The organism is bacterium (assembly GCA_020444065.1).
In the GTDB taxonomy this organism is placed as follows: domain Bacteria; phylum Sumerlaeota; class Sumerlaeia; order SLMS01; family JAHLLQ01; genus JAHLLQ01.
Genome location: JAHLLQ010000003.1, coordinates 640,685 through 655,105 on the forward strand (window position 1 = coordinate 640,685; position 14,421 = coordinate 655,105).

A 14,421-nucleotide genomic window follows, 5' to 3' on the forward strand; every position below is an offset into this window, starting at 1 on the left:
CTGTCTGGGTGTTTCTTCCGGACTGTTCCGGGCAGTAGAATTCTGCTTGGGGGACGATGGAGCAAAATTCCGGCCGAATCATGCCTATATCCGCAAGTTCAACAATCAGAACATTAAGAACCGGGGCTTGCGCCCGATTCGACCATCAACAGACACTTGTCTTTGGCTCGAAAACCGGCTGGCTGCCTGCTTTTCGCCGCCAAAGAGGCTTGAGTCCGATCCTGGACGGCAGCGATTCTCTCACCAGAACCCCCGGGAGACGACGATGGGTCGCATTGCCTCCAAGATTGTTGTCCGCTCGCTCGCGCTGGGCGCCTTTGTCGCACTGGTTTCCTCTGCGGCCGCCACCCTCGGCGATCCGCCGCCCGAGGGCTCCTCATCCACAAACTTCATGCTGACCATTGCCTTCGGCCTGATCGTTCTTCTCGGCATTGGCGCGATTCTCCTGGTGCTGATGAAGACGAAGCGCCAATTGGAGGTCCGTGACCGCGACATGGAGGCTGCCGAGCAGGCCTTCGAGAAAAGCGTCCTGCGACAGCTCGGTCTGATGGAGGAGCCTGCGGCGGAGGAAGAACGCTGGATCAAGATCGAGAACGAACAGCCCCTGCCAGAGCCCGGCGAGCAACCGGTCCCCATGTACCCCCCGGAGCGGCCGCCTACACCCCCAGCCACTGGACCGGGCCGTTTCGACGCACCGCCCCAGGATCTCGATGAACTTGTGCGCCGCCTATCGACTTTAAAGGTCATCACCGATCTGGAAGGTCGCGTGCCCCTGGCGGTTCCGCCAGACGGGCTGATCTATCGTCTTTGCAAGGGCGGCCTTGTGCTGCTTTTGCCGCGGATGGAGTCCGAAGCCGCGATCGCCCACATGACAAAGCGCTTCGATATGGTCATTGCCATGACCGGCAGCGGGGATGTGGTCGTGTTGTCTCGCCTGCAGAATCGCCTGGCGGAGCTGATGGAAAGCCCCGGCGATTTCGACCAGAATCTGGGGCACCTGCTCGGCAAGAAGCCTTGACCCCCCGATAAGCACAAAACTTGCACAGAGCGGTGGAAATCTTTCCCACCGAGGAGACTACGTATGGCTCTGGAAATCACCGGCGAGATGTTCCGCCCCGTGGCCGAACGCATGATGGAAGCAATCGAGCTGATCCCCGAGGAGCAGCGCGACTTCAAGATCTGGGAGGGCACCTTCAAGGACGCAGAGGGCAACGATGCGCCGATGGCCGCCATGACCCCCGCCGAACTGGCCGCCGACGTGGTCAACGCCATGACGTTCTTCTGTGCCATCGCTAATGGCGAGATGGAGCTCACCCCGGATAGCTTCGCCAACGTCCGGACAAGCCGCGATGAGCTGGCATCCAAGCCCCTCGAGGAGATCGCCGCCATCGGGCGCGAGAAGGCCGATTGGGCTGTCCGTCAGATCGATGCGTTGACCCGCGAGCAACTGAGCGAGACGGTCAACGGTCCGCGCGGACCCATGCCCGCCCGCACGATGGCGATGCTGGAATTTCTGCACCTGATCCACCATCGCGCCCAACTCTACACGGTGCTGCGCGCGCTGGGCGTGACCCCTCCCGGCCTCCTGTAAGCCACCTTCCCCCGGCAGGATTCATGCTTTGGTTCTCTTCGAGGAACGAGATCGCCTCAAGAGAACCAACGCATGGCCTTTCTGCTCCTGAAGCCCCGCCGCCGCAGTTGGGCGACTCCCGAAGTCGCCGAGGATTCCACGCAGGTGTACCGGTGGCCGGCATTGATCGATCGCCTGACTTGGATTGTACCGCTTGTATCGATCGGTGTTATGGTCGGTGGTCTTGCACTCATTCGCGACAGTCTCTCGCAATCCAATCTCGCCGAGCTGACGACGGGTCTCCTGATGATTGTCGCGGCCGGCGGGTCGCTCGTTCTTCTTCTGATCTCCCACCTGACGTTGGCTCGCGAGATCCGCTTCACACGCGATCGGCTTGTGATTCACCAGACGGGACGCGAGCCCGTTGTGCTTGCCTACTCCAACTACCAGCGCAGTTGGGTCGTCGACCTCAGCCATCAGGATTCTGTGCGCTTTATCGTCTTTCATGGGAACCGCGGATGCACGGTGCTGTCTCCGCCGGATTGGTTTCTGACGGGCTTGATGGAGATCGTTCGCATTCAGCATGAAGAAGGCTGGTACGATCCGCAGTCGGAACGCATGGACGCGTTCGCGCATGACTTCCGCGAGGCCGATTCATCCTCAACGATTTAACACAGATCGCCAAACGAATTAAGACACTGCGTTTGCGAACTCTTTTTAGATCGCTAATTCTCTCTTAACAACTTCGAATTACTCCTCCGGCCGCAGCCTGAGAAACGCCGCGCGCATTGTCGCGCCCGACTCACAATTCCGGAGGTTCTCCGAAATGCGTTCTGCCCGCAGCCCCAAAGGTTTCACTCTCATCGAGCTACTCATCGTGGTCGCGATCATTGCGATCCTCGCCGCCATCGCCGTTCCCAACTTCCTCGAAGCCCAGACGCGAAGCAAAGTCGCCCGCACGCAGAACGATCTGCGCACGCAGGCCACCGCCATGGAATCGTACTTCGTGGACTACAATTCCTACACACGCGACAGCGATTCGTCGCTCGACCAGATCGACGTCGGCCCCGACGCTCTCAACCCGAACAGCGCCGTCTTTCCGCGTTGTGCGAATGGCGCTCTGCAGCTCACCACGCCGATCGCTTACATGACGACACTGTTGCACGACCCATTCGTGACGCAGGTTGCTATCGAAGGCGCCGGTGCGCAGGGATACCGCATTGGTTCCGGCTCCTGGTCATACGGCGCGTGGGACGGTGGACAGGCCCCGCCCAACCAGGATGACCACCAGGACTCTCACCTGACGTTCCCCGTGACTGGTCCCGTGCCTGCGTACGTAATGATCGGCGTTGGCCCGGATGGCGCGCGCGCCCGCATGGGATACAAGAACTTCCCGTTCATGTCGATGTACGAGGGCGGGGCCAGCACGGCTCTTCGCCCCGGCAAAGAACAGCCCCTTTGCTACACCAGCTACGATCCGACGAACGGCACCGTGTCGCTTGGCGACATTTACCGCTTCGGCGGCATGTATACCTCTGGCCGCTTCATGCTGGACGGCGAGACAATCGGCGCCCAGACGTCGCCTGGATCGCCCGTTTGGTAAGTTTACTCTGCTCCAGGTAGTTTGTCCCGTTCCCCTGCGGGACAGGCGCTTTCACCCTCGTGTGCTCCCTCCCGGTCTTGCAGGCGCCGGGAGGGTCGCACTTTTCAGCTGGGTTTGCGCGCGACCAGGAAGTAATCCTGCGGCCCGTACAGCAGCGTGTTGAGCCGATCGAAGTTTGCCTGCGATGCCGGATCGCCCGCGCGTACGAGGCGTTCGTGCTCGGGCACTTCGCTGATCTCTTTCGTCTCGACATGACGCAGGCCGACGACTTCGCAAAGCAACTGCAGCATTTGCGGGAAGACGAGCTTCTCGTGCGACAAGTCGAGATGGAACCACTTGTGCGCCATCAGCGTGTTCGGGTTCAGCGTCTCGAGAATCAAGATTCCGCCGGGGGCAAGAGCTCGCCGTGCGGCACGCAGGAACAGCAGGAGTGTCGGCGGTTCCAGGTGCTCGACGAACTGGAATGCCGTGATTGCGCTCCAATGATCTTCAGGGCCTTCGGACAAGTAGGCGATACCGTCGCCGATTTCGATCGGCAACTTCTTGTCGCGTCCGTATTTCGCCATCGCAGGATTAATGTCGATGCCCTTCGCGGCGAATCCGCCTTCGACAAGCATTGCCAGGAAGATTCCATCGCCGCACGCCACGTCGAGAACGCTCGGTGTAGATTCGAAGTCCTGGCTTTCGAGATGTCGTCGAATCAATTGCAGGTACTTCGTTTGGCGACGGCGGAGATCCTCTTCTTCGCCGCGGAACTGGCGTTGGAAGCGCAAGTACGCCAGATCGAGCTGGTGCTGCACGAGTGGGGACAGCCCCTTCTGTTCCACGATCGTGTCGGCCGCAGACATCGAAGGACGCGACAGTGGCGGCGCGGTCTTTTGCTTCGCGACGCGCTCTTCCAGCTTCTCGAGATGATCGACCAGCTTGCTCAACGATTCCGAATTCGTGATCAGACGCGCGCGCACTTCGCGCAGATCTTCCTGAACCTTCCAGGCCATCTGCCGAGTGTCTTCTAACTCGTCGCGCATCGACTCCATGCCCTTCCAGATGCCGAGATCGCCGTCTCGCGCTTCTGTTCGCGCCTGCTCGAGGCGAGCGTTCATGTCCTCGAACGCCTTCCAGATACCCTGGATGTTGTCACTCAACTGCGTCTGCAAATTTTCCAGCGACGCACGCATCTGGTGATTGTCGGCGTTCAGGCGCATCTGCAGGTCTTCCCGCAATTGCTCGACCGTGCCTGACAATTCCTTGTGAAACTCATCGAGTTCCCGAATGCTGCGCTTGTGCATGCTCGACATGTCGCGCGACAGTCGATCCACGTGATCTGCCAGCGACTCGATTGCCAGCGTGTTCAGTTCGTTATACGTGTGCTGTCGGCGCGCGATCGGCGCCATCAGGCGCAGAATCACCTTCTTGAAGAACTGCAGCCGAGACCCGGCGACCGGGCGACTGACTTCCTGGACACGCCGCATTTCAGGCAGTGTGGAGCCGGCGAATTCTGCGGCTGCCGATGGGAGCTCTTCCTCTTCCGCCCCGCCGTCAGGCGGAGTCAGCAGAAGCGTTTCTTCCATCGACTCGTCCGGCTCTGCCTGCGAGGAGCCGTCGCCTTTTACGAAGTTTTCGATGTTTCTTGCGAGTTGCTGCGGATCATAGTCTGCCACGTCGGATTCTCCTCCCAATCAGGGATTGTACGGATCGCGTAAATGGCGACGCCAAGCTCGCGCGGTGTGCGTCCAGGAACACAATCCTCCATGGGTTGGAAGGGCGGGTCGACGACAATCTCGAAGATTCCCAACCGTCCGATCGCTTCCTGGGGCAGCAGGAATTCGACGACCGATCGCTCCTTCTCGAGCTGCACCTCGCCGATCGCCCCGAATTCCTGGGAGTGCAGGCGGACCTTGACGTCGCTCGGGCCACCTTCCCGGGCAAACGCGCCGATCGCCAGTTCCATTCGGTTGTGCTCCGGCCGGAAGACGAAGACTGCCTCGTCCGCCGTCCACCGGAACGGTCCGTCCGGCGCTTCTTCCAGGGCATAGAAGCCGCGCAGAAAGGGCGACGGCACGTGCGCGCCGGGCAGCAGGGGATCGGCCACTTCGGAGAAGACCTCCGCCAGCGCCGCGCGAATATCGCCCGCCGAACTGGTCGAGCGTTCTGCAGAAAGCTGGGGTGCCAGTCGCACCATGCCGGACCACTTGTTCTTCTCCGCCGAGCGTACCCGGAACAGCGCAAAGCGGTCGGACCAATCGTAGCATTCTTCCAGGTGGGTTTCGTCCTGGTGAACGGCGACCGTCAGCGTGTACTCGCCTTCTCCCAGTTCCAATGGAATCTCGGCCGTGACTTCGACGGATTCACCCGGCTGGAACGAGCCCAGTTGCAAGTCCTGCAACGCCGTGTTGGTTCCGAACACATCGAGCCCGAGACGGTTCTTGATCAGGAAACCCACGGTCGGATTCTCGACCGGCGCAAAGAAGAGAACTCTCATGCGCAGCGACATGGCGCTGCCGGGCGTGAAGATCTCCGTTGGTTCGCCGCGCGAATCCAGAAGCGACAATCGCGTGACCAGCGCCTGGAATGTGCCCGAACGCCGCGGGCCATCATCCACACTATCGTGCGAGCGATGGATCCGCATCTCGACGTTTCCTTCACCCTTCGAAGCCAACAACGCGTTGTACTCGTCGAGCACATCCGAGGGGAGACCGCGACTGATCACGCGACCTTGTTCGAGCAGAATCGCCTCGTCGCACAATGTCGAAACGGCGGAGGGATCGTGACTGACAAACAGGATCGTCGTGCCCGCTTCGCGAAAGCGCCGGATGCGGCGGATGCACTTCTGCGCGAAGCGCGCATCGCCGACGGAAAGCGCTTCGTCCACGATCAGCACCTTCGGATTCACAGATGCGGCGATCGAGAAGCCCAGTCTGACGATCATGCCCGAGGAATACGTCCGGATTGGCTGATCGATGAAACCGCCCAATTCGGAGAAGTCGATGATCTCGCGTTCGTGCTCGCGGATTTCATCCGCGGAAAGGCCGAGCATCTGACCATTCACCCAGATGTTCTGGCGGCCTGTGAATTCCGGATGAAATCCGGTGCCGAGCTCCAGCAGCGCCGCCACCCGCCCCTGCACGTCAATGCTGCCGGTCGTGGGGATCAGCGTTCCGGTAATCAGCTTCAGCAACGTCGACTTGCCCGCGCCATTCGGCCCGATGATTCCGAACGTTCGCCCGTTCGGAACCGCAAGGTCGATGTCGCGCAGCGCCCAGAATTCCTGATGCCGGGGGCCGAAACCGGCCCACTCCAGCATGCGGTCCGCCGGGCGCCGGTAGAGTCGAAACTTCTTGCTGACGTTTTGAATTGTGATCATGAACGCGGGCGCCTTTGACCGGCCGCTGACTACTCGCTTTTATCCAGCTTCTTCTTCAATTCTGCCAACTGAGATTGCCAGGAGTTCGTGGACTCCGACTTCTCATCCGCCGCTTCTTCGCCGGCGCCCAGCTTCACGCGTTCTTTGCGAACGGGACAGAAGTTGCCATCCTCCAACTCGCAAGCGGGCAAGTAAGGCAGGTTGACCAGCAATTCCTCGCGCAACTGGGACAATGGATAGACTACCTCGCCGCGGTAGTACAGCTTCTCGTCGTCCTTATCCAGCCCCTCGGCTTCTTCCGTCCCGGCCGGCGGACGCTTCAGGAAGACCAGGTTGACGTTGGCTTCCAATGGGATGCGCAGTTCGTACAGGCAACGCACGCATTCCGCCACTGCGGACGTGCGAACCGTTCCGCGCACGCCCACGCTATCCTTACCCACCAGGCGCGCTGTGATGGCGACCTCGATGGGCTGGTCGAACCGGAATTCCGGATCTTCGGCAATTTCGAACTGGGCGGGCGTCATCTTCGCCGACAGCTCCATCGGGCCGTGATGAAGTTGCTCGACTTCAATCGTCAGAACAGGCATCTGCGGTTCCTCCTCGAACCTGGGTGGAGGCTCGGAAAGTCGGGGGCTTCCCGTCAATGGACGTTTTGGCGCCGTCCCTTCGTTGACGGCACACCCACCGTCGGGCATAGTCCTTCTTCAAACTCCCCGGAGGCCTCTCGCCATGCCCCTGCCCGATGACATTCAGTGGATCTTCTTCGATCTCGACGAGACGCTTTGGGATCACTCCTCTGCGTCGAAGTTTGCCCTGCGCGCCGCCTGCGAGAAGCACGGATGCGACTTCGACGAATTCATGCCCATCTTCCACGAAGCGAATCGGGCCCTGTGGGAACAACTCGCCCACGGCAGCATCGACGTGGCGACGCTCCGCATCCAGCGCTTTCGCGATACGCTGCGTGAAATCCTCGCAAACGGGGAAGTCGGCCGCCCCGATCAGATGAGCGAGGATTACCTCTCCATCTACCTCTCGCGCGAAAGCGAACTCCCAGGTGCTTCTGAAGTCCTCCGCGAGGCCGCGCGCATCGGCCGTGTCGCGGTCCTGACCAACGCGCCGCACGAAACGCAGGATATCAAGCTCTCGCATCTCGATGCGCGGCACTGCGTGGAGTGGATGCTGACGATCGACGAAACCCAATGCCTGAAGCCCCGTCCCGAGTTTTTTGAAATGGCCGAGAAGCGCGCCGGCCATCCCCAGCCCGAACAGATCCTCTACGTGGGCGATTCTTGGAGCAGCGATATTCAGCCCAGCCACGAACGCGGCTGGCATTGCGTCTGGATCAGCCGCGGACACGACTTGCCGGAGGAACTCGACCGTCTTCTGGTTGTGCCGACGATCGCCGATTTACTGCCGCACCTGCAGCAGTGGCAGAGGACTCAGTAGTAGATCCCGTGCGCCTGGTAGTAGTTTCGCACATCCTGGCTGCCAGCAAAGACAACGATCAGAATCCCCAGCGTCATCGAAACCGGATTGCAGTCGAGAATCGCCCCGATCAAGAGGGCGCCGACCAGTCGGTTCGGTGGCAACTTGTCGTTGTTCAGCATCTGAATGCCGAGTGTGAGGGACCAGATTCCGGCCACGATTTCCAGAACCCACGGAATCCAAATGCAAAGCGAACTGACCGCCCAGATCAGTGCCGAGAGCGTGCTGAAGATGCCGCCGACCAGATAGAGCACGGCGATCGCCGTCACCATGCCTGGTTTGGCGCCCGCTGCGTACTGTGCGGGGGGCACGTTCCCTTGCGCAGGGGGCAGTGCGTTGGGAATCGGGTTCGCATACCCGGGAGGCGGCGGCGCGGCGGGCTGCTGAGGTCCGGTCCCACCTACGGGCTTGGGAGGCATGCCTCCTCCCTCGGGGGGCGGTGGATAGGATGGATGCTGGTTATCGGACATAAATTTCCCTCCGACGCGATTTGTACCCTCTACGGCCAAGTCTTCGCTTTCTTCACAAATCCTATGATTTCCAGGTTTCGCCGGGGCCGACGGGCGGGGCAAGATGAAGCGCACATCGGGATGGCACTGCTTTGGCAAGAAACGAAGCCCAGCAGGAGTATTAACACACCAGACAGGAATGAACACTCGTTATGGAAAGAATCGTCGTCCACGCCAAATTCCACACCGGCCACCGCCAACTCGGCTACCCGGGCAAGTGTCGCTTTGTCCACGGCCACACCTGGCGCGGAACGATCCGCGTCGAATGCGACGAGTTCCCGCGCGACGAGCTGGACATGGCATTGGACTTCGGAGATCTGAAGAAGATCATGCGCCAGTTCGATCACAAGATGATCGTCGTCCCCGGCGACAAGGCCTTCAACGATCCGGAGATCTTCGAGCAGGAAGGCGTCGTCGTTATTCCCGGCAAGGGACCGAGCGTTGAGAACGTCGCCGCCTTCATCTACGATGGCGTCGTGGCGCACATCACCGAGAAGTACCCCGATCACGGTATTGCCTACACCATCACCGTCGAGATCCAGGAAACGGAGAATAACTTCTTCGCGATGGAGAAGTCAGCGACCGTCTGAGGGCGCCTAAAAACACAACCACCCCGGATTCGCGCGACTTCTCATGCACTGAGCAGGCAGAGTTGATTGCGACGCGTTCCGGGGTGGTAATCTATTGTGATCCCCCGTGAGGGATGCGGGTCAAGCTCCCTTGCGCACTTTCTGAAGAATGATCTCCAGCGGACAGAAGTGCGTGAAGGCCGACTGAAGCAGGTTCAATCCGACGAACGCCGTGAAGAGCAGAAACCACGGGCTGACGAAGTACGCCAGCGCGAGGCTCACTAACACGAATGTTCCGGCAACTGCACGGATGATGTTCTCATTGGTCATGGTTCGATCCTCTTTCTGCTACTGCACTTTCGGGGCAATGCGTTCCGCCGCGGTCAGGCCGCTCAGGACCTCAACCCGCGAGTCTTCTTCCATCCCCGTGCGAACAAACCGCCGCACGAGGTCGCCCTGCTCCTCGACCAACACAAACTCAAGCTGTCCTACGCGCGCGATCGCCGACTGCGGCACATACAGGCGATCGACTTCGCCCGTGGGGATCAGCAACCGTCCGAACATTCCGGGGTAAAGGTTCTCCACCGGCGGCAGCGAGACCTTCACCAGGAATGAGCGCGAGCCGCTCTGCGACTGCGGAACAATCTCGTCCACCTCGCCGGCGGCCGTCTGGTTTAGCGCATCGATGCGCACATCGAGCTGATCGCCCGTTGCCAGCTTCGTCGCCAGCGATTCGCGGACGTCTGCTTCCAGCCGAAGGCTCTTCGGATCGTACAGCTTCACGATCGATTGGCCGGGCGTGACCGTATCGCCAGGTTCTGCATAGCGATCGATCACACGTCCTGTGATCGGCGACTTGATTGTCGCGTAGGATAGCGACGCCTCGGCTTCATCCATGCCGCGTTCTGCGCGAGCGACTTCCGCCTGCAGCGCCTTGTAGTCGGCTTGCGCGCGATCCAGTTCCGACTCGGACGCAACGCCTTGCTCGAAGAGCGCCTGCTTGCGCTCGAACTCGCTCTTTGCGTCGTCCAGCTTCGCCTGTGCGGCCATGACGCTCTTCTCGGCCTGCCGAACGCGCGCAACAAGGTCGCGGTCGTCGAGGGTGATCAGAACGTCGCCTTCTTCCACGCGATCGCCGGACCGCACGTTGATGGAAACGATCGATGCCGTAATGCGTGGCGACACGGAGGTCTCGTTCTTCGCCCGCATCGTTCCCGTCGCCTGCTCGATCACCGGCTCCTGGACGTGTTCCACGGCGACGGTTTCGTCAGCCGCGGCGCGAATTGGCGGAGCGACGTGCTCCGGCGCCACCGACGGCGTGAACCAGCCCGCCAGGTAACCCATCACTGCGCCCAGGAATGCCAGGGCCAGCAGTACAACGATGATTCGCCCGAGCATCTTCATTCTTCTTCCTTCCTTTCAACCGGAAGGCCGTGGCCTTCCTTGCGTCCGTAGACCAGGTAGTAAACCACTGGAATCACCGCCAACGTGAACAACGTTGAAGCAGCGATGCCAAAGATGATCGACCACGCCAGGCCATTGAAGATCGGATCCAGCGTAATGACCAGGTTGCCGAGCAACGTCGTGCCGGCCGTCAGGAACACCGGGCGCATGCGGATGGCTCCGGCTTGCACCAGTGCTTCTTCAAGTTCCATACCTTCGCGCAATGCTTGATGGATGAATTCCACGAGGATGAGCGAGTTACGAACAACGATGCCGGCGAGCGCGATCATGCCGATCATCGCTGTTGCCGTGAAGAACGTCGGATTCGGGAATCCGCCGAATTCTTCCGGGCCCGGCCCAATGGAATTCAGCAGCCAGAATCCTGGCATGATGCCGATCATCGTCAGTGGAATCGCGGTCATGATAATCAATGAAATCACGCCGGAGCCCGTCTGGATCATCAGGACAACCATGATGCCGAGCAGCGCCGCGCCGAACGCGATGCCGAGGTCGCGGAACACACGCAGCGTGATCTTCCACTCGCCTTCGCCGTTCCACTTCGCATTCACGTCCGATGGCAGATCCCAAGGAATGCCGCTGCCGCGCACGAGGTAGTTGCGGCCCTCCAGCGGAATGTCGACGGCCTCGGTGCGGCCCTTGTCGGCCATTACGTCGAGGATCGCATCGGCCGGCGCACGACCAGCCAGTTCCGCGAATACGTACGAAACACGCTTCAGGTTCTTGTGGTAGATCGTTTTGTCTTCAACCGTCTGTTGGAACTCGCCGATCTCGCCCAATTGCACAAGCGGCTGGGGCGCATCGACGAGCCCGCCGTTCTGGCGCTGCTTCACAATGCCGGGACGCCCGCGCACGAACAACGTCAGCACATCGTGTGGCGTCGAGCGTCGATCGACCGGGAGCTGCAGGCGAATCGGCAGCGGGTTCGCTTCCGACGGGATTTCCAGGTCGCTGGCGACCATACCATCGATGGCAAGGTTCACCGTGCCCGAAATGTCCTCTGTGGCCACGCCGGAAAGCGATGCCTTCTCTTTATCAGTCACGAAGATCAGCTTCTTCTGATCGGCTTCGACCGACGTGTCGATGTCCACCACGAGCGGTTCCTTCTTCAGGCGGTCCGCCAGAGTGAACGCTGCCTCTTCGATCTGCTCGTAGGGTGTGGCCGGCTCGCCGTACAGCTCCACGGTCACTGTTGAAATCACGGGAGGTCCGGGCGGCACCTCGACCAGCTTGATGTTCGCCCCTTCTCGTTCGGAGATCGCATCGATGTCCTTGCGAATGCGCAGGATCAAGTCGTGCGACTGATGCTTGCGCTGCGTCTTGTCCAGCAGCGTCACACGCAGATCGGCGACGTTTCCACCATGCCGCAAGTAATAGTGCCGCACCATGCCATTGAAATCGATCGGCGAGGAAAGGCCTACGAAGCCGGCGAACTCGACGACTTCCGGAACCTCGCGTAAGTAGTCAGACACGGCCTGCGTCACCGCTTGCGTGCGTTCCAGCGTCGTGCCTTCCGGCATATCAACGATGACCTGGAATTCGTTCTTGTTGTCGAACGGCAGCAGCTTCAGCGGAACCAGTCGGAACGCGGGCAGCGCCGCCGAAGCGAAGAATGCGATGACGACAATGCCGACGAAGAGCCAGGCGCGTTTGCGTGACTTCACAAGGGGTCGCACGAAGAGATTGTAAATCTTGTAGAGCATCGTGTTGCGGATATCCCACTTCTGGTCATGAGCCTTGGGTCGCAACAGCTTCATCGACATCCATGGCGTGATCAGGAACGCCACGAAGGTACTCATCACGACGGCCAGCGGAACATTTGCCGCCATCGGTCCCATGTACGGTCCCATCATGCCCGTAATGAATGACATCGGGATGAAGGACAACACGATGGCGATCGTGGACATGATCAGCGCGTTGCGCACTTCCTGGATTGCCAGCAGTACCGACTTGCGCTTCTTGTATTTGCCCATCGTCAGGTAGCGATCGATGTTGTCGATACCTGTGATTGGATCGTCGACGAGCAGACCGAGCGCCAGGATCAGGGCAAACAGAGTCACACGATTGATCGTATAACCCGTCAGCATATTCAAACCCAACGTCGCGCCGTAGCAGATCGGAACGGCTAGGCCAACAACCAGCGCGGCGCGCCAGCCCATCACCACGCCGATGAAGATCACGACTGTGATGATCGCGACGAGAAGGCTCGAAACCAGATCATTCACCTTCTGGTTCGCCGTCTCGCCGTAGTTGCGAATGATGCGATAGTGAACTTCCGGCGGGAACAACTCGTCGTCGAGTTGCTTCATCATTTCGACGACGTCGTTCGCGACCCAAACGGCGTTGGAGCCTTTGCGCTTCGCGACAGACAGCGCCACGGCGGGGTAGATGCCCGTCTTCGGATCGTTTTCACCACTCGCCGCGCCGAAGCCCATCCACGTGTAATTGTCTGGCTCGATCGGGCCGTCGATCACCGTGGCGACTTCGTTCAGATACACCGGCACGCCGTCGACCACATTGACGACGGCATTTCCCAACTCTGTCGCATTGTGGAAGAACTCGCCCGTCTCGATCAGAATTGCCTCGTCCATCCGATCAATCTGGCCGGCGGGCAATTCATCATTCGAAACTTGCAGCGCCCACGCCACGTCCATTGGAGTCGTGCGGCGCGCGGCCAGGGCTTCCGGATTGAGCTCCACACGGATCTCACGTGGACGGCCACCGGTCACCTCGACGCGGTTCGTGTTCTGAATGCTGTGTAGCTTCAGAACCACTTCTTCCGCGAGGCGGCGCAATTCATGGTCGCCGGTCTTCTCCGGGTCCTCGCTCCACAACATCGCGATCACAATTGGAACGTCATCCACCTCCAATGGCTTCACAACCCAGCCGGAGACAGAGGATGGAACCTTGTCCGAGTTCGAGTGAATCTGATTATAGATTTTGACCAGCGAATCCTCGCGGTCCTCGCCCACGTAAAAGCGCACGGTCACGACCGATTGGCCCGGCCGTGACATGGAGTACACGTACTCCACGCCGTCGATCTGGTAGAGCAGGTTCTCGAGAGGAGTCGAGATCTGGCGCTCAACCTGCTCGGCGCTCAGTCCCGGTGCAGTCACGAACACATCCGCAAGAGGAACCACGATCTGCGGTTCCTCCTCGCGGGGGATGATGTAGAGAGCGATGATCCCGGCGGCGAGCGCAAGGAAGCCAAGGATGGCCGGACCGAAACCGGTCAGGAATGACGCGACAACTTTCGAGCCCCAATCCAGGCGTTCCTGCGGCTCGCCCTCCGGAGACGGCGCTGCCTTCTCACTCATACGTGCGCTTCCTCCGCCGCGTGCAGCTCGGCGGAGAACGCATTACGATCCTTGTTGATCCGGTTCAGGACAGTTTCCTCAAGCAGATCGCACAGATCGCAGAGCCGCGGGTCACGAATCTGGTAAAGGACCAGCGTTCCCCGACGCTCCGTTGATACGACACCCGCACGACGCAGGATCCCAAGGTGCTTCGACACCGTCGGCTGAGACACGCCGGTCTCCTCCACGATGTCTTTGACGCAGTGGGCCTCAAAGCGGATGAAGTCCAGAATCTGGAGCCGAAGGGGATCGGCCAGGGCCTTCAGATGAGCAGCAATGATGTGGAATGCTTCGCAGTTGTTAATAGTCATCTCAGTTATTCCCATAGTGTTATATTGCAATATTGCCTACACAGGCGTGCCGGGGTCAAGCCAAAAGCTCTATACCCGAAAAAACAGGCGTGGATACCTGGCTTACGCCAGGATCGGCTTCAGGTTCAGGTTCGTCGGAATCGGCCTGTGGGACCCTTGCACAGTCCCAGGCGTTCTCTCCTCCACGAGAGTC

13 protein-coding genes and 1 pseudogene are annotated in these 14,421 nt (G+C 60.1%); 6 read left to right on the forward strand and 8 right to left on the reverse strand.

Going from position 1 to position 14,421, the window contains the following annotated elements:
• Window positions 1-265: 265 nt before the first annotated feature.
• From KQI84_10365 to KQI84_10380, 4 genes and pseudogenes are all read left to right on the forward strand, one after another.
• Complete coding sequence (locus tag KQI84_10365) at window positions 266-1,018, forward strand: hypothetical protein (protein ID MCB2155282.1); 753 nt, start codon at window positions 266-268, stop codon at window positions 1,016-1,018.
• 63 nt (window positions 1,019-1,081) lie between these two features.
• Complete coding sequence (locus KQI84_10370; GenBank protein MCB2155283.1) at window positions 1,082-1,591, forward strand: DinB family protein; 510 nt, start codon at window positions 1,082-1,084, stop codon at window positions 1,589-1,591.
• Between the two features lie 72 nt (window positions 1,592-1,663).
• Entirely contained in the window at window positions 1,664-2,242 is a 579-nt protein-coding gene (locus KQI84_10375) for a hypothetical protein (protein ID MCB2155284.1), read from the forward strand.
• 154 nt (window positions 2,243-2,396) lie between these two features.
• Window positions 2,397-2,495: pseudogene (locus tag KQI84_10380) on the forward strand (prepilin-type N-terminal cleavage/methylation domain-containing protein).
• Between the two features lie 782 nt (window positions 2,496-3,277).
• Here KQI84_10380 and KQI84_10385 read toward each other — a convergent pair.
• From KQI84_10385 to KQI84_10395, 3 genes are read right to left on the reverse strand one after another with little or no spacing between them, the layout of a single operon-like run.
• Complete coding sequence (locus KQI84_10385; GenBank protein ID MCB2155285.1) at window positions 3,278-4,834, reverse strand: methyltransferase domain-containing protein; 1,557 nt, start codon at window positions 4,832-4,834, stop codon at window positions 3,278-3,280.
• Window positions 4,783-6,537 (reverse strand): ABC transporter ATP-binding protein, encoded by a 1,755-nt coding sequence (locus tag KQI84_10390; GenBank protein MCB2155286.1) that lies wholly within the window; start codon window positions 6,535-6,537, stop codon window positions 4,783-4,785. The genes KQI84_10385 and KQI84_10390 overlap by 52 nt, the downstream gene beginning before the upstream one ends.
• Before the next feature lie 29 nt (window positions 6,538-6,566).
• Window positions 6,567-7,124, reverse strand: coding sequence for a DUF177 domain-containing protein (locus KQI84_10395; protein ID MCB2155287.1), 558 nt, complete (start codon window positions 7,122-7,124; stop codon window positions 6,567-6,569).
• A gap of 142 nt (window positions 7,125-7,266) precedes the next feature.
• Here KQI84_10395 and KQI84_10400 point away from each other — a divergent pair, with 142 nt between their 5' ends.
• The gene (locus KQI84_10400) at window positions 7,267-7,983 is read left to right on the forward strand and encodes an HAD-IA family hydrolase (GenBank protein MCB2155288.1); all 717 of its coding nucleotides are present in this window, start codon (window positions 7,267-7,269) and stop codon (window positions 7,981-7,983) included.
• Here the strand turns inward: KQI84_10400 and KQI84_10405 are convergent.
• Window positions 7,977-8,441 (reverse strand): hypothetical protein, encoded by a 465-nt coding sequence (locus KQI84_10405; GenBank protein ID MCB2155289.1) that lies wholly within the window; start codon window positions 8,439-8,441, stop codon window positions 7,977-7,979. The two genes, KQI84_10400 and KQI84_10405, sit on opposite strands and share 7 nt — an antisense overlap.
• Window positions 8,442-8,683: 242 nt before the next feature.
• Between KQI84_10405 and KQI84_10410 the strand changes: the two genes are divergently transcribed.
• The gene (locus KQI84_10410; GenBank protein MCB2155290.1) at window positions 8,684-9,121 is read left to right on the forward strand and encodes a 6-carboxytetrahydropterin synthase; all 438 of its coding nucleotides are present in this window, start codon (window positions 8,684-8,686) and stop codon (window positions 9,119-9,121) included.
• 120 nt (window positions 9,122-9,241) lie between these two features.
• Here the strand turns inward: KQI84_10410 and KQI84_10415 are convergent, their stop codons facing one another.
• From KQI84_10415 to KQI84_10430, 4 genes are read right to left on the reverse strand one after another with little or no spacing between them, the layout of a single operon-like run.
• Entirely contained in the window at window positions 9,242-9,430 is a 189-nt protein-coding gene (locus KQI84_10415) for a DUF2892 domain-containing protein (protein MCB2155291.1), read from the reverse strand.
• A gap of 18 nt (window positions 9,431-9,448) precedes the next feature.
• Window positions 9,449-10,504, reverse strand: coding sequence for an efflux RND transporter periplasmic adaptor subunit (locus KQI84_10420; GenBank protein ID MCB2155292.1), 1,056 nt, complete (start codon window positions 10,502-10,504; stop codon window positions 9,449-9,451).
• Window positions 10,501-13,878: an efflux RND transporter permease subunit gene (locus KQI84_10425; protein MCB2155293.1), complete on the reverse strand. Its 3,378-nt coding sequence runs from the start codon at window positions 13,876-13,878 to the stop codon at window positions 10,501-10,503. The genes KQI84_10420 and KQI84_10425 overlap by 4 nt, the downstream gene beginning before the upstream one ends.
• Window positions 13,875-14,228, reverse strand: a complete 354-nt coding sequence (locus tag KQI84_10430) for a metalloregulator ArsR/SmtB family transcription factor (GenBank protein MCB2155294.1) — start codon at window positions 14,226-14,228, stop codon at window positions 13,875-13,877. Before KQI84_10430 ends, KQI84_10425 begins: the two co-directional genes overlap by 4 nt.
• Window positions 14,229-14,421: the final 193 nt, after the last annotated feature.

Bases quoted from the DNA above. Each gene is read 5' to 3' on its own strand.
- KQI84_10375 (MCB2155284.1), top strand. From the start codon at position 1,664: ATGGCCTTTCTGCTCCTGAAGCCCCGCCGCCGCAGTTGGGCGACTCCC.
- KQI84_10420 (MCB2155292.1), bottom strand. From the start codon at position 10,504: ATGAAGATGCTCGGGCGAATCATCGTTGTACTGCTGGCCCTGGCATTC.
- KQI84_10405 (MCB2155289.1), bottom strand. From the start codon at position 8,441: ATGCCTCCCAAGCCCGTAGGTGGGACCGGACCTCAGCAGCCCGCCGCG.
- KQI84_10415 (MCB2155291.1), bottom strand. From the start codon at position 9,430: ATGACCAATGAGAACATCATCCGTGCAGTTGCCGGAACATTCGTGTTA.
- KQI84_10400 (MCB2155288.1), top strand. From the start codon at position 7,267: ATGCCCCTGCCCGATGACATTCAGTGGATCTTCTTCGATCTCGACGAG.
- KQI84_10395 (MCB2155287.1), bottom strand. From the start codon at position 7,124: ATGCCTGTTCTGACGATTGAAGTCGAGCAACTTCATCACGGCCCGATG.
- KQI84_10365 (MCB2155282.1), top strand. From the start codon at position 266: ATGGGTCGCATTGCCTCCAAGATTGTTGTCCGCTCGCTCGCGCTGGGC.
- KQI84_10425 (MCB2155293.1), bottom strand. From the start codon at position 13,878: ATGAGTGAGAAGGCAGCGCCGTCTCCGGAGGGCGAGCCGCAGGAACGC.
- KQI84_10390 (MCB2155286.1), bottom strand. From the start codon at position 6,537: ATGATCACAATTCAAAACGTCAGCAAGAAGTTTCGACTCTACCGGCGC.
- KQI84_10410 (MCB2155290.1), top strand. From the start codon at position 8,684: ATGGAAAGAATCGTCGTCCACGCCAAATTCCACACCGGCCACCGCCAA.
- KQI84_10430 (MCB2155294.1), bottom strand. From the start codon at position 14,228: ATGACTATTAACAACTGCGAAGCATTCCACATCATTGCTGCTCATCTG.
- KQI84_10370 (MCB2155283.1), top strand. From the start codon at position 1,082: ATGGCTCTGGAAATCACCGGCGAGATGTTCCGCCCCGTGGCCGAACGC.